The sequence below is a fragment of the Psychrobium sp. nBUS_13 genome, from assembly GCF_051201665.1.
In the GTDB taxonomy this organism is placed as follows: domain Bacteria; phylum Pseudomonadota; class Gammaproteobacteria; order Enterobacterales; family Psychrobiaceae; genus Psychrobium.
In genome coordinates, this window is sequence record NZ_CP179210.1 from 2,895,453 (window position 1) to 2,914,105 (window position 18,653).

Annotated in this window: 18 protein-coding genes; 12 read left to right on the forward strand and 6 right to left on the reverse strand. The window is 37.1% G+C overall.

The genetic code is table 11. The features are described from left to right. Window positions 1-34: 34 nt before the first annotated feature. Genes ACMAZF_RS13295 through ACMAZF_RS13340 form a run of 10 tightly spaced genes read left to right on the forward strand, consistent with a single transcriptional unit; the run spans window position 35 to window position 9,228 of the window. Window positions 35-1,225, forward strand: coding sequence for a UDP-N-acetylglucosamine 4,6-dehydratase (locus ACMAZF_RS13295; RefSeq protein ID WP_435274281.1), 1,191 nt, complete (start codon window positions 35-37; stop codon window positions 1,223-1,225). Then, a complete protein-coding gene (locus ACMAZF_RS13300; protein WP_435274282.1) occupies window positions 1,225-2,388 on the forward strand; it encodes a LegC family aminotransferase in 1,164 nt (387 codons plus the stop codon). The genes ACMAZF_RS13295 and ACMAZF_RS13300 overlap by 1 nt, the downstream gene beginning before the upstream one ends. Beyond that, entirely contained in the window at window positions 2,385-3,050 is a 666-nt protein-coding gene (locus tag ACMAZF_RS13305; protein WP_435274283.1) for a PIG-L deacetylase family protein, read from the forward strand. Before ACMAZF_RS13300 ends, ACMAZF_RS13305 begins: the two co-directional genes overlap by 4 nt. After that, the gene (gene neuB, locus ACMAZF_RS13310; RefSeq protein WP_435274284.1) at window positions 3,047-4,123 is read left to right on the forward strand and encodes an N-acetylneuraminate synthase; all 1,077 of its coding nucleotides are present in this window, start codon (window positions 3,047-3,049) and stop codon (window positions 4,121-4,123) included. Before ACMAZF_RS13305 ends, neuB begins: the two co-directional genes overlap by 4 nt. Then, complete coding sequence (locus ACMAZF_RS13315; RefSeq protein ID WP_435274285.1) at window positions 4,116-4,763, forward strand: acetyltransferase; 648 nt, start codon at window positions 4,116-4,118, stop codon at window positions 4,761-4,763. Before neuB ends, ACMAZF_RS13315 begins: the two co-directional genes overlap by 8 nt. A gap of 5 nt (window positions 4,764-4,768) precedes the next feature. After that, complete coding sequence (locus ACMAZF_RS13320; protein ID WP_435274286.1) at window positions 4,769-5,818, forward strand: nucleotidyltransferase family protein; 1,050 nt, start codon at window positions 4,769-4,771, stop codon at window positions 5,816-5,818. Window positions 5,819-5,821: 3 nt separating this feature from the next. Further along, entirely contained in the window at window positions 5,822-6,535 is a 714-nt protein-coding gene (locus ACMAZF_RS13325; RefSeq protein ID WP_435274287.1) for a cytidylyltransferase domain-containing protein, read from the forward strand. Continuing rightward, a complete protein-coding gene (locus ACMAZF_RS13330) occupies window positions 6,528-7,892 on the forward strand; it encodes an FAD-dependent oxidoreductase (protein ID WP_435274288.1) in 1,365 nt (454 codons plus the stop codon). The genes ACMAZF_RS13325 and ACMAZF_RS13330 overlap by 8 nt, the downstream gene beginning before the upstream one ends. 40 nt (window positions 7,893-7,932) lie before the next feature. Beyond that, window positions 7,933-8,529 carry a class I SAM-dependent methyltransferase gene (locus ACMAZF_RS13335; protein WP_435274289.1) on the forward strand — a complete coding sequence of 199 codons (597 nt, stop codon included), beginning with the start codon at window positions 7,933-7,935 and terminating at the stop codon, window positions 8,527-8,529. 3 nt (window positions 8,530-8,532) lie between these two features. Further along, window positions 8,533-9,228 (forward strand): WbqC family protein, encoded by a 696-nt coding sequence (locus tag ACMAZF_RS13340; RefSeq protein ID WP_435274290.1) that lies wholly within the window; start codon window positions 8,533-8,535, stop codon window positions 9,226-9,228. 5 nt (window positions 9,229-9,233) lie between these two features. Here the strand turns inward: ACMAZF_RS13340 and neuC are convergent, their stop codons facing one another. Together neuC and ACMAZF_RS13350 are read right to left on the reverse strand one after the other, a co-directional pair. Continuing rightward, window positions 9,234-10,394 (reverse strand): UDP-N-acetylglucosamine 2-epimerase, encoded by a 1,161-nt coding sequence (gene neuC / locus ACMAZF_RS13345; protein WP_435274291.1) that lies wholly within the window; start codon window positions 10,392-10,394, stop codon window positions 9,234-9,236. Beyond that, the gene (locus tag ACMAZF_RS13350) at window positions 10,387-12,849 is read right to left on the reverse strand and encodes a 6-hydroxymethylpterin diphosphokinase MptE-like protein (RefSeq protein ID WP_435274292.1); all 2,463 of its coding nucleotides are present in this window, start codon (window positions 12,847-12,849) and stop codon (window positions 10,387-10,389) included. The genes neuC and ACMAZF_RS13350 overlap by 8 nt, the downstream gene beginning before the upstream one ends. Before the next feature lie 153 nt (window positions 12,850-13,002). On the opposite strand from ACMAZF_RS13350, the gene fliS reads away from it, so the two are divergent. Further along, complete coding sequence (gene fliS, locus ACMAZF_RS13355; RefSeq protein WP_435274293.1) at window positions 13,003-13,404, forward strand: flagellar export chaperone FliS; 402 nt, start codon at window positions 13,003-13,005, stop codon at window positions 13,402-13,404. 49 nt (window positions 13,405-13,453) lie between these two features. Beyond that, window positions 13,454-13,732, forward strand: coding sequence for a hypothetical protein (locus ACMAZF_RS13360; RefSeq protein WP_435274294.1), 279 nt, complete (start codon window positions 13,454-13,456; stop codon window positions 13,730-13,732). Between the two features lie 64 nt (window positions 13,733-13,796). Here the strand turns inward: ACMAZF_RS13360 and fliD are convergent, their stop codons facing one another. The 4 genes from fliD to ACMAZF_RS13380 form a co-directional block, all read right to left on the reverse strand. After that, window positions 13,797-15,200 carry a flagellar filament capping protein FliD gene (gene fliD / locus ACMAZF_RS13365; RefSeq protein ID WP_435274295.1) on the reverse strand — a complete coding sequence of 468 codons (1,404 nt, stop codon included), beginning with the start codon at window positions 15,198-15,200 and terminating at the stop codon, window positions 13,797-13,799. A 39-nt stretch (window positions 15,201-15,239) separates the two neighbouring features. Further along, window positions 15,240-15,662: a flagellar protein FlaG gene (locus tag ACMAZF_RS13370; protein ID WP_435274296.1), complete on the reverse strand. Its 423-nt coding sequence runs from the start codon at window positions 15,660-15,662 to the stop codon at window positions 15,240-15,242. Between the two features lie 215 nt (window positions 15,663-15,877). Then, window positions 15,878-16,705, reverse strand: a complete 828-nt coding sequence (locus ACMAZF_RS13375; protein WP_435274297.1) for a flagellin domain-containing protein — start codon at window positions 16,703-16,705, stop codon at window positions 15,878-15,880. A gap of 282 nt (window positions 16,706-16,987) precedes the next feature. Next, complete coding sequence (locus ACMAZF_RS13380; protein ID WP_435274298.1) at window positions 16,988-18,439, reverse strand: flagellin; 1,452 nt, start codon at window positions 18,437-18,439, stop codon at window positions 16,988-16,990. Window positions 18,440-18,653: the final 214 nt, after the last annotated feature.

Consider the following 18,653-nt stretch of genomic DNA (forward strand, 5'->3'; position numbering starts at 1 on the left):
TGTTTGTAAATATATTATTCATATTGGATTTCAAATGAACTCAATTTTCTCGTTAATAGATAGAGAACATCACTTATTTAGTAACGATATCTCGCAACATGAGGCAACGCTTCAACGAATTATTCGTGACAGTAAGTTTTTGGTCTTAGGAGGAGCAGGAACCATTGGCCAAGCAGTTAGTAAAGAACTTTTTTCTCGCCAACCTAAGAAACTACATATTGTTGATATCAATGAGAATAACTTAGCTGAATTAGTAAGAGATGTCCGAAGTAGTTACGGCTATATCAATGGTGAGTTTAAAACCTTTTGTTTAGATATAGGTACGAAAACTTATGATGCATTTTATGAGAACGATGGTGAGTATGATTACATTCTTAACCTATCAGCGCTAAAACACGTTAGGTCAGAACGTGACCCCTATACATTGATGCGTTTAATTGACGTCAATATCATGAATACTCAAAAAACATTACAAAAAGCGATAGATTCAAAAGTAAAAAAATACTTTTGTGTATCTACTGATAAAGCAACAAACCCCGTTAACATGATGGGAGCATCCAAACGTATCATGGAGCTGTATCTGAACAGAGCAAGTGCTCATATCAATATATCTACAGCACGATTCGCTAACGTATTATGTTCAGATGGTTCTCTCGGTCATAGTTTTTCACAACGATTAGCCAAAGGGCAACCACTTGTTGCTCCCAGTGATATATATCGTTACTTCGTCACACCTAAAGAAGCCGGAGAATTATGTTTATTGTCATGTTTGTTAGGTGAAAATCGAGATATATTTTTTCCAACTCTTGACGAGGACGACCACCTTCAATCATTTAAAGATATTGCAATAAAATTTTTGTCACAGCATCAATTAACTCCCCTAATTTGTGATACTGAAGATCAAGCTCGTACTGCTGCCTTAAAACTCCCCATTAACAATCAATGGCCTTGCTTTTTCACTCAAAGCACCACAACAGGAGAAAAAGACAAAGAAGAGTTTTTTACAGAAACAGAATTTGTTGACTATCAAAGATTTAATACCATCGGTATCATTAAGAACCAAATACAACAAGATCACGCTACACTTGACTGCTTCAATGAGACTATTATTAGATTACAACGCGAAGGAATATGGGATAAACAACAAATTGTTGACGCATTTGTTTCCCTACTTCCCAACTTCACACATTGTGAATTAAATAAATTTCTCGACGATAAGATGTAATGAGTAATTCACTAATTAGTTTTTTTCAAGACACTTTTCAAAGCAAGGATTTCATTCCTTTGCATGCTCCGACTTTTGATGGAAATGAGAAGCAATATGTTAACGAAACAATCGATTCTACTTTTGTTTCCTCAGTTGGTTCTTTTGTCGATCAATTTGAAAAAAGAGTTAGCGCTTATACAAGAACTAACGGCGCAGTTGCAACAGTCAACGGCACAGCTTCGCTCTATACAGCTCTTTATTTAAGTGAAGTAACCATGAATGATTTAGTTATCACTCAAGCTTTAACTTTCGTAGCTACCTGTAATTCGATTTCTCAGTTAGGGGCTCAGCCATTATTTATAGATGTTGATGCATCTACGTTAGGGTTAAGCCCACGCGCCCTTGAGCAATTTTTGAATGAAAATGCAATAATAAATGACAAGAACGAATGCATTCATAAAGCCACTAAACAGCGAATTAAAGCCGCAGTTCCCATGCATACATTCGGCCATCCTTGCCAAATAGAACAACTGGCTACATTGTGTCAACAATGGCATATTACTTTAATTGAAGATGCAGCAGAAAGTCTTGGTTCTTTTTATAATGGACAGCATACAGGCACATTTGGTCGCTTTGGTATTTTTAGTTTTAACGGCAATAAGATTATCACGACGGGTGGTGGTGGAATAATAGTCGCTAATGATATTCATGACATAAAACGCGCAAAGCACGTTACAACAACAGCAAAAACACCTCATCCTTATCATTACTTTCATGATGAATTTGGTTTTAATTATAGAATGCCGAACCTTAATGCAGCTTTAGGTTGTGCTCAGCTCGAAATGCTTGCCCATAAGCTTACCCAAAAGCGTCAATTAGCATTACACTATCAAGCTTACTTTAAAGGGAGCGCATTTACATTTGTTTCAGAGCCAGAAAATGCGCGCTCAAACTATTGGTTGAACGCTCTTATATGTCCATCCATCGAAGCGCGAGATGAATTATTACAAACAACAAATAAAAATGGCGTCATGACAAGACCTGTTTGGACACTAATGCATAAACTTCCCATGTATAAAAACAGCCTTAAAGGTGACTTATCTACATCACTATGGCTTGAAAGTTGCTTGGTTAATATTCCTAGTTCGCCAATTGATATACCTACAGAGCACATAATATGAAAAATATATTGGTCGTTGCACCACACGCTGACGATGAAACATTAGGCTGTGGAGCAACATTACTCAAACATATTTCGAAAGGTGATCGAGTTCATTGGTTACTTTGTTCATCAATGAACGAATCCTACTCTCAAGAAAAACGTGCTCAACGTTCATCTGAAATACAGCAAGTTATAAAGCGTTATCCGATGACATCTAGTAAGCAGTTAAAGTTACCTCCAGCGACATTAGATCTGTTATCTCAAAGCACAATAATCAGTGAAATGTATGGTTATGTACAGTCAACAAAACCAAGTATTGTTTATATTCCTTACCGCAATGATGCACATAATGATCATCAACAAGTTTTTGACGCTATATTAGCTTGTTGTAAATCATTTCGAAGTCCTTTTGTCTCCAAGATACTTATGTACGAAACACTTTCTGAGACTGATTTTGCGCTTAAGCCTGAAGATCCAGGGTTTAAACCCAACTGTTATGAAGATATTACTGAATTCTTAGACGAAAAACTGAATATATTAACAATCTATGAGAGTGAATTAGCACCATTTCCATTTCCAAGAAGCGTAGAAGCAATACGAGCATTAGCCCAAGTTAGAGGTGTTCAAAGTGGGTGTATGGCAGCAGAAGCGTTTATGATCATCAAGGAGATAAATAGATGAAAACAATAATAATTGCAGAAGCGGGCGTTAACCATAACGGACAGTTAGAATTAGCAAAACAACTAATTGATGAGGCAGCTAACGCTGGTGCTGATATTGTAAAGTTTCAAACTTTTAAAGCTGCAAACCTAGTAACAAAAGATGCAAAGCAGTCACCGTATCAAACTCAAAATACTGGAGTTTCAGAGTCTCAGTTCGATATGCTCAAACGTTTGGAACTCAATTATCAAGATCATTTTACGTTACTCGAACACTGCCGAGTCCGAGGTATCAAGTTTTTATCAACAGCTTTTGATATGCAAAGCCTTGATTTTATTATCAATGATATTAAAATTGATATGCTAAAAATTCCATCAGGAGAGATCACTAATCTTCCCTTTGTATTAGCTCATGCACAGTCAAAACTTCCTATTATCTTATCAACCGGGATGTCGAATCTCGTTGAAATAGAACAAGCGCTAGGCGCTATTGCTTTTGGTTACTTGCACGGTGAAAGTCAGCAACCAAGTTTGGAGGCCTTTGTTAACGCTTATCGTAGCGATAAAGGCAAAAAACTTCTTAAGGACAAAGTAACGGTATTACACTGCACCACTGAATATCCAGCGCCGTTTGACGAAATTAACCTCAATGCCATGCAAGCAATGGCTGCGCATTTAAAAATAGCCGTTGGCTATTCAGATCATAGTCAAGGTATTGCTGTATCCGTTGCTGCTGTTGCCAATAAAGCAGCGATCATTGAAAAACATTTTACCTTAGATAAAGAATTACCTGGTCCAGATCACAAAGCATCACTCGAACCTGCAGAACTCACAGCTATGATAACAGCTATTAGGCAAGTTGAACGTGCTATGGGTAGCTCAAAAAAAATGCAAACGGTTAGCGAGGTACAAAATGTAGCCGTTGCACGAAAAAGCTTAGTGGCTGCGACATCAATTAAACAAGGCGAAGCGTATAATGCAAGCAATCTTGCAATAAAACGACCAGGTAATGGTATATCTCCTGCGCATTATTGGCATTATTTATCTCAAATCGCCAAGCGTGATTATGAAATAGGTGAGCTTATCGATGAATAAACCCATCATACTCATTGGCAGTGGTGGCCACGCTCAATATTTATTGCATATTCTGAATCAATTGCAACGTCGCGTTATTGCCTATGTTGCACCGCAGCCATTACCAAATAATTTAATCTCAGACATTTCTTGGTTAGATGACGATCACGATGCTCTCTCTTATGATCCCAATGAAGTTGAATTAGTTTTAGGTATTGGGCAATTACCCAAACAAAATATTCGCCAAAAACTCATCACGTTCTATCAGCAGCACAATTACACCTTTGCCGTAGTTATTGCGCCTAGCGCAAAGATTATGCCTAACGTAGTACTTGGTGAAGGAGTACAAATATTAGAGCAGGCATTTATCAATCACTCATCGGATATTGACGTGCACTGCATTATAAATTCTAACGCTACCGTTGAACACGATAGCCATATCGGTGTTAACTGCCATATAGCGCCCGGTGCAGTGGTATGTGGCGGTGTTACTATAGGCGAGAATAGCTTTATTGGCGCCAACGCAACGCTTATTCAAAATATAACATTAACTAGCCATTGTATTATAGGCGCAGGTGTTACTGTAACGGAAGATGTAATAATACCTTCTTTGATAAAAAATGTTCCCACTAGCATTTCATCTCTGACTCACAAGGATTAATCACCATGAAATGGAAAGAGATACTAATTTCACCAGATACTTCGATTAAATCAACGTTGCGAGTAATAGACACCAACGCATTGCGCGTTGCGCTTGTCGTCGATAGTGAAGATAAATTATTAGGCATTGTTTCTGACGGTGATATTAGACGCGCAATAATTGCCGACACTCCGCTGTCACAGTCGATTACTAGCATCATGAATACAACACCTATTACGGCGCCTTTTAATACTAAAAAAAGTAAATTAGCCGCATTGATGCAAGAAAAAGATATTCTAGCGGTGCCGTTACTAAAGCAAGGTAAGGTGGTTGGACTTAGCACACTGAGTGATAGTCTAAGTCAGCGCTCGTTCGAGAATCCAGTACTAATTATGGCGGGAGGTTTTGGTACGCGTCTTGGACATTTAACCAAAAACTGCCCTAAGCCAATGCTCAAAGTCGGTGCAAAACCGATGCTCGAAAGTATTATTGAACAATTTATCAAGGTCGGTTTCTCAAATTTTTATATTTCTACCCATTACATGGCTGAAAAAATTCATGACTATTTCGGTAATGGCAGCCATCTTGGCATCAATATTACCTATGTTCACGAAGAAACCCCCTTAGGTACAGGCGGCGCGTTAAGCCTTTTACCTGCTGATATTCCTTCTCTACCTCTTATTCTAATGAACGGCGATATTTTAACGCAACTCGATGCTAGTAAATTGTTAGATTTTCACGATAGTGAACAGGCTGATGCAACCATGTGTGTACGCCCTTACGAATACACTGTTCCATTTGGCGTCATTGAGGGGCCCGATAGTAAAATTACTTCAATTGTCGAAAAGCCTAGCTATCACTTCTTAATCAATGCAGGTATTTATGTTATTAACCCATCGGTATATCAATCAATTGAGATGAATACGGCGATAGATATGCCTGATATTTTCAATAATATGTTAACGGAAAAACAAAACGTTGCAAAGTTCCCTATTCATGAATATTGGCTGGATATTGGGCAAACCAATGATTTCGATCAAGCTCAACACGACATACTGACATTATCGAGCAAATAACTTATGAATAGTAAAGTGCTAGGGCTAATATTAGCTCGTGGAGGAAGTAAGCGGCTACCTCGTAAAAATATTAAGAACCTCCATGGCAAACCTTTAATCAACTGGACCATAGAGGCTGCTATCAATTCTTCTTGTATTGATGATGTTGTTGTATCGACAGATTGTGAGAATATTGCCAATGTAGCGCGAGAGGCAGGAGCTAATGTTCCTTTTTTAAGAGACAAAGAATTAGCACAAGACACTTCATCAAGCACAGATGCAGCTATAGACGCAGTAAGTCAGCTTGCTGACATAAGGAAATATTACGACTATATTGCCTTACTACAACCAACGTCACCACTGCGTACAGCTTTTCATATAGAACAGGCCTTTAATATATTAAGAGACAATAGTGCTACCGCTGTTGTTTCCGTATGTAAAACTGAACACTCCCCGCTTTGGTGTAATACTCTTAATGAATCGGCTTCTCTAGATAATTTTTTGCCCAAGAATATTTCCAATATAAGAAGTCAAGATTTGCCCACATATTATCGGTTAAATGGCGCTATATACATAATAAAATCAGATGTGCTTATGGCGACAAAAACATTTTTCCCAAATACAGGCGGCTTTGCTTACGTTATGCCTACACAAGCTTCAATTGATATAGATACTAAATTAGATTTCATTACAGCGCAGGCTGTAATGACATATATGGAGAATAAAAACGATGAATAAAAAATCTGTGATTGTTCTAGGCGGAGGTATAGCAGGAGTCACCGCCGCATTAGTATTAGCAAAACAAAACTATCGAGTAACGCTTATTGAAAAAGAACAAAGACTAGGTGGATTGCTAAATACAGCTTATTCGTTCAATGGATATAATTTCGACTACGGCACGCACTTTCTAGCAACAACTAATATTCGATCACTTGATAAGCTTTTGTTTCCGGATAGTTTTATTCAATCTGCATTTTATTATCCATATATAAAAGCGGGCAATGTTTTTAATAATAAATTAAATACCCAAAGCCCAAGTTTGGATATGCGAGCGCTAAAAGAAAGCGCATATAACGAAGTCTGTGCTCAACTATTTAATTTACCTGAACAAGCAAAACACTCAACGCAAGAAAGCTCCTGTGAAGTTCAACTAAACCAAGAGTTTGGGCCAATAATAACAAAGAATATATTCTCCCCAATTTTGAAAAAGCTTGTCGATGAACCACTAAACGAGCTAACAACAGATGCCCATAAGCTATTTTCCTTACAACGTATCATTGTGGGAAATGAATATGTAACAAATATTTTGAAATCTCAATCAAGGTTTGACGATTGCCTGAGTAACCACAGGTTTTCCCAAGGTATTTCAAAAAATACAGTTTATTATCCTAAAGCGGGCATGAAAACTTGGATAGATTCACTAACAAAACAACTTGTTTCATCAGGAGTGAGTATTATCACGGGTGCTAATATTGAAAACATCGATTATCAGACTCAATGGCATTGTCAACTTGAAGATGGTGAAAAGGTATCTAGTGACCGCCTAATATCGACGATTTCACCTTATGCTCTTTCAAAGATGACGAATGTATCAATACCACAACTCCCTTCTGTAAAAATGCGAAATATTCACTTATTCCATTTTGTTTTTGAAGACAAGCTAAACACAGATCTCCATTATTTTTACAATTATGAGCAAAACCATCTCGCCTTTCGCGTTACTTTGTATCCAAGAGTTAATGAAAATTCACATTTAACTATCGAAGTGTTAAATAATGACGGTAAATATGACGAACAATCGATAGAAAGGCGCGCCCATACTTTAGTTCAAGAACTATTAGATTTAGCAGTAATAAAGTACAACCAAGGAATTTTACATTCTCATTATCAATATTTAGGCCCAAGCTTCCCCGTTCAAACGCCTAAGTTTAAGCAGGCATGTAAACTACTCGAAGAAACAATAACACAAGCTTTTCCCAATTTAGAGAGTGCTGGTAAAGCACAAGGGAAATCATTTTTCATGTTAGATGTAATGAAAGAGACTTACCATCAATTTTCAACAAGAGAGGTTCTAAATGACTCATCTAGTCAATAACACTCAGATATGGGACACCCTATATAAAAATGGAGCTCAAATGAGCCATCCTGATGATTCATTTATCCGTATGAGTTACTACTTGTTAAAGGATAATATAAATAAAATTCTCGACTATGGCTTTGGAAGTGGCGTAACTACCATGCATTTAGCGCAACGAAACTTTAATGTAACAGGATTAGAGGTGAGCCAAGAAGCTATCAAACTAACCCATCAACGATTAACCGCTATTAATGCTACGGCTCAACTGGACTTATACGATGGGGCACCCCAGCTAACCTATTCAGATAACTCATTTGACGCAATAATCGCTTGGCAATCATTAACTTATAACACACCGAACTCATTCGAAAAAATAATGGCTGAGTTTCATCGAGTTCTAAAGCCAGGCGGAGTCTTCCTAGCTGCTATCTCTGCGCCAGGCGACCATATACATACTACATCAACTCCATTAGACAATGGCGCTAGACAGTTAGAAGCAGCTGGACAAGAAGGTGCAACGGTGTTCATCCCAACAGAAGAACAACTTTGCTCTCTTTGTCCCACTAATAATTTAACGCTAGGAAAAATAACCCTAGACTATCAAGCTATTAGTAACATTATTTGCAAATATCACTTAGTTCACTATATAAAGTAAACCATGAATACAATATCGATTCATCAAAGCCAATATATTCCTTGGACTCCATATTTAAAGAAAATATATCAAAGTGATATCTTTGTTGTTATGGACAATGTTCAATTTCAACGTCGAGGCGTACAAAACAGGAATTCCATTAGTGATGGTATTAATGAAATACGCTTAACTATTCCCGTTTCTAAAAAACAATCAGAAGCAATTAACGAAAAGTTAATTACGCAAGACTGGGGTAAAAAACACTTCAAATCACTTCAAAGCTGCTACGGTAAGTCACTCAATTGGTCTAAATACAACGCTCGACTTGAGCAACTATATTCGCGTAATTACAAAACATTACATGATTTGAATATGACTTTTTTAAATTTTATTTTTCAGGCGATCAACCTACCTAAGCCCGAGGTTATTGAACTATCTTCACTTAACTTGACCAGCAATAAATCACAACTCATTCTAGATATTTGTAAAAAAATGAATGCAAAAAAATACTTGTCAGGATTTGGTGCAAAAGATTATTTAGAGCTAGAGGAATTTTCTAAAGAAAATATCGAAGTTATATATGAACAATCAAAGCCAGCACAATACCAGCCAATAGATAAACCCTTTATCGCAGGGTTGTCTATTCTTGATATGTTGTTTCATTGCCCAATTAAAGACGTTCAAAAATATTTACTCAATACTCACATGAGTATTGAGTAAAATAACTAAAGTAACGGATCTTCGTTTTTAACGACTTTTTCGCTCAATGAAAGAGTCTTAATTAAATGCAGCGCTCTATCAGCGCTATCACCTAATCCAAAAATATTAGACTGCTGAGCGACAATTTGGGAGAACTCTTGTGAACCAACTTTCTCTATTGCTTTTGCAATATCATTTGTCTCTGTACCACAGAATAATACATTGTCATTACACATTCTGTCAGTTTGACGTCGCCCTACATTAATAGCAGCAACCGGAATTGAAGCTGCTTCGTAAATGCCGGCTGATGAATTACCAATGAGGAAGTCGCACTGCGAGAAAATAGATAAAAATAATTGTCGCTCTAAGTTTCTAAAAAAATAAAACTTTGAATCTCCTTGGTATTTTTCGATCACTGAAATGATTTTAGAATTATTACCATCAGTGTTTGGAAAACTGACAAAAGAAAAAATATTGCGCTGAGCTAATTCACTCAAAATACTATCAAATACAATAGAATCATCTTCTGAAGAGGATGGCGAAGGGTGATATATAACTAATGCACAGCGCTCATAAGGAGAAATAGATAATTTTGATGCAACTTCTGACTTAGAGCTTGCTTCAAAGTTTTGAAATTTATCTAACGCAATACTACCAATAATACTAATGCGGTCTTCAGATTCACCAATCGCTTGCAGCCGACGTTTATGCTCCTTATGACAAACAAAATGGTATGTCGCTAGTTTTGATGTGGCATGACGAATAACTGTATCTTCATGCCCACCAGTTTCATGATCACCACCGTAAAAATGAATTGTAGGGATCTTTAAAAAAGTTCCAAGCATTCCACCCATTATTACATCTTCACGATCACCAGCAAACAATATGACATCAGGAGCATAAGAAGCAACGATATCTATACTATTTTGTAAAAATAAACTCGCCGTCTTTAATTTTGAACGAGTAGAGTCACCATCAATTAATGTCTCTAGCTCAGCTAAAAAATCTAGTCCATCCGCTTCGATGTGTTTTTTAGTTAACCCGAAACGAGAAGATAAGTGTGCACCGGATACTAAAACTTTAAACTCAATTTCATTGTCATCTCGAAGCATATGATATAGAGGAGACAATAAATCATACTCGGCCCGAATTGACGTTAGCGCCAATATTTTAATTTTTTTACACATTATTTATTTCACTGATAAGAAGACTAGCAGACTCATGATTAGGTTCTAATTGTAATATAAAATCCAACGCCATTTTTGCCGCTTCATGATTGTTAATAGACAAATACAATGTCGCTAAGTCATACCAAACATTTACATGATTTGGGAAGGCCTCTAAAAACTGGGCGTAAGCATCAACTGCTTGTTCAATTTTTCCGTTGATGCTTAATATTTTGGCAAATAAAGGCAAATGTACCATTAACAAATGACTCAATGTAGATAATACCATTTCAGCCTCTTCGTAACGTTCCATATCGATCAGGAGTGAGGCGGCAAGCTTATATTCTATTTCACTTAATATCTCAGAAGACACCAAATCAAAACTTTCAATGGCAGCTTTTTTCTCACCTACTAATACACTCAAATAAGCTTTAGCTAAGGCCAATAAAGATGCATGATTTTCACTTTGCACTTTCATTAACTCTAGTTGAATTATAATTTGCTCAATCCCCTGCACATGCCCATCAGTAAAAACTGTTCTAATTTTAGTCAGCAACTCACTTTCTTGAAACATATCACGTCTAGATATTTCATCTATTGCGACGTGATACTGGTACTTTTTCAGCTCTTCTCTTTCAACTAGTTCTTGTAAGCGATCGCCTTCCTCTTTCCCTTCAAGGTTATTTGATACCCAAGTAGACAGAGCACCAAACTCTTGGTTTTTATTCCAATATTCAATTAATCCATCAATATTGGGATTATTACCTAGAGCATTCATTCTCCAGTTTAATCGAGTTACTGCAGGTTCTAACAATTCATGCAATAACTCTGAGCCAGTAATAAAACTTTGATAATACTGATTAGTCAGTTCTGTAACTTCGTCAGATGAAGCTTGTTCAACACCTTCCAGTGCCAACATTTTTACGAATTCACTAATAGCGACCTTTTTAATTAATGGCGCTAAATAGCCATATTTTTTCGACAATTTATCTTCAACTTGTTGTATTTTCTTTGAAGCCTGCATACGTTTTTTATCTGTTTGAGCAGAACTGCTTAATACGATATTCGCTTCAATTGCTTGACGAGAAAGCTTTTTAATTGTATTTAAATCACTATCTACGCGTTCAAACTCACGCTTTAACGTATTTAAATACTGGCGCTGAAGATTGGTTGTTAGTTTAGGAAGCTCTGCTAAAACATCCATTTTAGAGCAGGGAAAAACAATATCTTGTTTATCACGATAACTAATATTTTCAACCTGAGCTGCTGTAAAAGACAGGTTATAAACTTGGACATTGTTATCAAGTGCATATTTCGCTTGACCAGCTATTGTTTCAATTGCTATAGAAAAGTTATTAGTCGTTTCAGCCCAATCTCCCTTATAAGTTTTAACCCACTGGCCTTGAAGAGATATGTAGGCAGAGTTATCAGCTTCAACACTACCACTTGTATGAGATTTTCCAGTGGAATCGAAACACAAATCTACGCCAGATAATAAAATTTGTGCAAATCCCATATTAACGGCTAGTAATAATGCAATATTTGAAACAGTAGGCCCACCGGCAAAGGAACAATCGTCATTTAACGAAGTTTCCCAAGGCAATAAATTTCCCACATAAATAGATTTATGTCGCCATTGTGATAACAACTGACTATTAATGTGGTTACCGTTGACTAAAAGTGTTGAAGAGTCAAAATCTAACAACTCTTTACTGTTATTATAACTAGCTTGCGAGGGATCGACAGAAACTACGATATCGGGTTTAATGCCTTCGCTTTGTAACTTTGTAGAAAGTCGAGCAACAGCAATGACTGTTAATCGGTCTTGATTTTCTTTTACCCACTCTAAATCAAGATCTAACGATGGCCCTCCCGCCAAAATAATGGCAGTTTGCCCAGAAAACCTTTTGTGTAATCGATGACTACTAATCACGTTATATGAAGAATTATTAAGCTGTTTAATAATAAAATCGCGGCAACCAAACCCTAACTTATTATCTAATTTCAATTTGTCACACAAAGCTTCGACGTCCATTCTAGCGTTATTATAAGCCGTATTATTGACTTCAGTTACTGCAATAGAACGATGTGTTTTAAACCGTTCAACATATAAATAAGATTCCCTATATTGCTCATCGTATCCATTTAAAAACTCTTGAGGTGTGCAAAATTTTAACTTTTGTTCCAACTCCAAAGGTAGATCTGGCTTAATTAATGGAAGATATTGCTCAAGCTCGATAAATAAGTAGCAAGATTTCTCAGGGATACCATGCTCTATTAAGTATTGTATTAATAATCCTGAATCAGTCCCAATAACAATGTGATAACTCTCAGTTTCAAAAAAATCTGCAGATATATGCCGACGATAAATATCACTAGAGTGCTGTTGGAGAAATGAGTCACCATTTACTGAATATAAATATTGCTCTCCAAAGTTTGTAGCAACTAGCGTTTCTTGAAAGTTATCGTGGTGCATAAAAGGTCCATTAAATATTACGACATTAAATCGTTATAGCAATTATTAAGCCAAATCTATAAAGTGGCACAATATCTGCTTAACAAAAATATGATTTTTGTTAGCGTAGCAACTACGCTATTATAATTTAGTTTTATATTATCAGGTATATCCATGACAAGACATTCAATAAAAACATATACTCAAAATAGCGTAACCGGCACAGCGGATACTCCGCATCAACTGGTATCTGCTATTTTTCGCCAATTATTGGGTAACATGGCAGCAGCAAAAGGTGCAATTGCACAAAATGATATTGAAAGAAGAAATACGTTGATTAATAAAGCAACGTCGCTTATCGCAGTTCTTCAAGATTCACTGGACTTTGAACTAGGCGGCGACCTATCAAATAATTTAGCTTCTCTTTATGAGTATTGTTCACTTTTATTATTTAAAGCAAATATCGAAAATAGTGCAGAGAAATTAGAGGAAGCGATTCAAATTTTATTACCGTTAAAATCTGCTTGGGATCAAATCCCTACTGAGGAGCGTAATAAAACAGGATTTACGAAATAATATGTGTGTTGAACAAACTATCAGAAAAATCATAGAACAGTCTCAACTCATGATAACTATGCTCGATAAACTAGAGCGCCCAATTTGTGATTCCGATGAGATTAAAGCTATTGAGCAACTTAGCCAAGAGCGAAATGTTGCAATTAATAACTTGTTTCTTAACTTTTCTGGTGCCGCACTTTCTCAACATCCAAGTTTACTCGATGAGTTTCAAAGTATTGACAAGCAATTGACACAACATGCTGAACACTTGAAGACTTTAATGTCAAAACAGATACTTACACAAAAGAAAAACACAAAGGCAACTCAACTATATAAGTCGATTTAACGATAGGGTTTCAATCATAAAAAACGGTAAAATGCCGTTTTTTATGACAAATTAAAACGTTTAACTACCGATTATTTCCGTAGTTCGGTACATTTTGTAATTGAGCTAATGCACCACTACTTGAGGCATTCAACCCAGCAACAAGCGAATCCATTGCATTATATTGTGAAAATAACCTTGCTTCCAGACGATCCATTTTTGTATTAAAATCTTCAACACTTTCATCTAAATCTTTTAATTGATTATTGTACGAATCAACACGGCCATCTAATAAACCATCACTTTGAGTATATGACTCTAGTCTCTGGTCAAACTTCACGGCGAAGCCAGGGTTGGCATCACTTCCTAAAAAGAATGATTGCACAGCATCAGGATCACGTTCTAATTGTTCATTAAGTAAATCATCATCGAAAGAAAGTTCACCATAACGATCAGTTGTTACACCGAGTTGTCCCAGTGTCAAAGTTCCACCATCAGACGTATCATACGGAGAACTAATAAAATTACGCAATCCAGAATTCAAACTACGTAACATAGAATCACCTGACAGAATTCCTCCAGTTTCACCTTCTCCACCAGATTTACCTATCTCATCAGCAATGTCGTTATAAGCATTATAAGCAGCCACAAATTTCGTTAATGTGTCTTTAATAATATTATTATTTTCTGACACAGCTATTGATGAAGTATCATCATCAACGTCATGTGCTTTTTTCACATCTATGGTAACGCCTTGGATAGCGTTTTTAAATTCATTGGTAGAGCTAGTAAGATTAATAGTACCATCTACCGTAATTGACGCGTCTCTTGCTTGCGTTAATTCTGTCAACTTTGTTGCAGGGTCAGCATTATCTTTATCTAGTTCAGCTAAACGGCCTGAGGCACCAGAGACACTAATTTTTAACGCGTTATCAATACCAGTTTCTTTAGCACTCATAACTAGTCTTTGTGCACCGTCAGCATCAGTAATTATAGTGGCTGTTGTAGAATCGTTATCATCTGCGTTATTTATCTTATCTCTAATGTCTTTCAGAGTATCAGTATCAGAAATATCAACATCAAAAGTTGAATTACCATCTGAAGTCGCCATTGAAATAGTTCCTGCACCTAATGTTTCTTCGTTAGTAAACGTTGAACTAATAACTTTATGTGCGGCAGCCAAATTATTAACTTGTATATCAAAACTACCTGTTTGAGCTGTCTTATCAGACGTCACATCGATAAAGTCATCACCACCAGATATACTGCGCTTTTGAAAGTTATCAGAAGATGTCAAATTTTCCAGTGATGACTGTAATTTATCAAGTTCACTTTTTAGCGCTCCAACAGCAGAGATAGATGTATCTAGGTTAGTGCGTTGGACATTCGTACGTTGTTCAAATGGCGCCTTTTCTGCATCGACTAAGCCATTAACAATATCGTTAACGGGGAGGCCTGATCCTATTCCTGTGAATGAAATACCTGACATAATACAACTCCATTAGAATTCGAAATGATAAACAACCAGCTAAGCTTGTGAATTAATAAAATTACCAGCGGCATCTGACAGTTTTGCAACAAGTTCCAATACCTCTTCAGATGGGTACTGGCGCACGATCTCTTCAGTTTCACGGTCAATGACTTTGATCACATCACGACCAGAATCTTCATCAACACTAAACTGTAGTCCCTTATTGAGACTACCAACAAATTCCTGCAATTTTTCAGCCAATACTTCAAGCTGTTCTTTAGGAATATCTTCAGTAAACTGAGTGCTATTAATTTTCTTATTGTCAGTATCAACAATATCAGAATTAACTAACTCTTCAGTCTTCTGATAACTAGTCACAACAGTATTGCCGTTAACCTGAGCATTTTTGTCAACTTTAGTTTGCTCAGCTGAATGCAGTGTTGACAATTGGTGTCCAATTGTAGATGAATCAATATTCATTTCTCTTTCCCCTTATATTGCTCAGATAAATTTTTGGCACTACTTCCTGTGTCAATTGCAATATCCCACATGGAATTAAAGTTACTCTATATTAACAACTTCTACATACAAAAACACCGTTGCTGAAAATCAGGCAACGGTTATTTGGAGGTTTCTCCATATATCAAATGAAGTAATGGAGAAAGCCTACCTAAAGGTAGGCTCGCCTTCAACCATTAACCTAACAAGCTTAATGCCGCTTGTGGTAACTGGTTTGCCTGCGCAAGAATCGAAGTTCCCGCTTGTTGTAAAATTTGATTTTTAGTCATTGCTGCTGTTTCTGTAGCGAAATCTGTATCACGAATACGGCTACGAGAAGCAGCAACGTTTTCTTGTACATTCGCTAGATTAGAAATTGTATGCTCAAAACGGTTTTGAACAGCACCCAGATCAGCACGAGTTGAATCAACTTTGGCGATTGCCTTATCAATGCTTGTAATCGCTGACTGTGCGCCAGTTTGAGTTGTTACATTTAGTACCGCTGCATCCACAGATAAAGCAGCTGCATCTAAATCTCCCATTTTAACTGTAATAGTTTCATTGGCTTTAGCACCTACTTGAAATGTTACACCCGCAGAGAAACTACCACTTAATAATGCTCTATCGCCAAACGATGTTTTGTCAGAAATACGTGTCAACTCAGTTTGCAGCGCTATTATTTCTTTATTAATTGACGTTCTGTCTTCGACTGAGTTTGAACCATTGGCAGACTGAACTGATAAATCACGCATACGTTGTAAGATATTAGTAGACTCTTGTAGCGCACCCTCAGCAGTTTGTGCCATTGAGATACCATCTTGAGCATTACGTTGAGCAACACCTAAACCATTAATCTGTGAAGTTAAACGGTTTGAAATTTGTAAACCTGCCGCATCATCTTTTGCGCTGTTGATACGCATACCAGATGATAAACGTTGCATTGAAGTTTGTAAGCCCATAGTAGACTTATTTAGGTTGTTTTGACCATTCAATGAAGCAGTGTTAGTAGATACGAATAAAGCCATGATGATTCTCCTATTTAGCTTAATGCTAAAGTTATTAACTTGGTTAAAGTATGTAAGGGTGTGTTCCCTTGATAATTACTTAACGGCGGCAATAGGAGGTTCTTTAATATTTATTTTAAAAAAAACGTAATTAATTTTAAGCCATTGATTTTAAATCAAAATTAAATTTATTATTTTTTAAGTGGCAATATTATGCCGCTATTTTTATAAAAATAAAACAACAAAAAGCCCACCAGAGTGGGCTTTTTGTTTGCGCTAGCAGTATTAATACAAAGTGTTTGTCTAACCACCCAATAATTGTACCGCTGCTTGAGGGATTTGATTCGCTTGCGACAAGATTGATGTACCTGCTTGTTGCAAGATTTGGTTTTTCGTCATCATTGCTGTTTCTACAGCAAAATCTGTATCGCGAATTCGGCTACGCGCGGCAGAGTTATTCTCTACAACATTCGATAAATTAGAGATAGTAGTATCTAAACGGTTTTGAATCGCACCCATCATAGCACGGTTACTATCGATGAAGGCCAGTGCGTTATCGATAACAGAAATAGATAACTGTGCGCCAATTGCTTTACTTACGTCAATATTATCTACCGATTCAAGTTGAGCTGATTTTACTGTTGTCGCAGCAACTGATACATCACTACCTTGAACTGTATAGTTAATCGGAGAAGACAAGCGTACAACACCTGTCGCAGTGCCTGCAGGCGCTGCGTTATTGATAGTGAACGTATCACCAGTACCAGCACCTTCGTAATCAAGAGATTCAATATCTAAATCTTTAGTGCCAACATAACCAGCAATGTTGATGTCATCTCCCTTTTCACTTGTAAGCACAACTTTGTCATCAATGACTTCAGCAGTAATACCTGTCTTACCTGAAATCTTGTTAATTTCATTGGCTAGTGGATCAGCGCTAGTAGCACTGACAGCCGCAGATACTTGAATTGGCGTACCGTTTGAGCCCTCAAGGGTAAACGCTAATGAACCACCAGTACCAAAGTCAGTAAGGTCTAACTCGACACCAGTACGAGCATCAGCTTTTGCAGAAGAATCACTTGCATTAATCGCAGTGGCTAATTCAGCAGCAGAGTTGCCTGCCGCACCGAGACCAGCGTCAGTACCTTCACTACTTACGATTGATAAAGTACCATTTACCGAATTTGCAGCACCTACAGCGCCATATCCGACAGAGCCGTCGCCAGCAATATCTGTCTCATAAGATCCAATATCTTTAGCGCCAAAGGCTGCGAGGCCCATATTAATGGTCTCAAAAGACTTAGCACCAACCTGGAAGCTTTCTGTACCAAATGAGCCATCAAGTAATTTGCGATCACCAAACGTTGTTGTCTCAGCAATACGTGTTAACTCTTGCTGTAGTTGCGTCACTTCTTCTTGAATTGCGCGTCTATCTTCAGGCGAGTTTGAACCATTTGCTGCTTGAATTGATAAATCACGCATACGATGCAGGATATTAGTCGACTCTTGTAGAGCACCCTCAGCAGATTGAGCTAATGAGATACCATCCCCGGCATTTCGAATAGCTACATTCAAACCTGAAATCTGTGACGTTAAACGATTTGATATTTGCAGACCCGCCGCATCATCTTTTGCACTATTAATGCGTAAACCAGAAGATAAACGTTGCATTGATGTAGAAAGTGCTGAGCCTGATGTTCCTAAATTACGTTGTGCATTTAGCGACGTTACATTTGTTTGTACTGTAAGAGCCATAATATAGCCTCCACGTTGATGGCTGTTGCATCAACGATTGATGCCTACAAGCCGGTATAATTATTTAAAGTACTGCCTAGCTACCCAATAAAAGCAACCTGCGTGCCAAAATTATAAAAACCTACAAATAAACGATATAAACGATTAAAAACAGCAACTTAAAAAAATACCAATAGATTAGTAATATTGAAAAAACTAAAAAGGCGGCAACTTT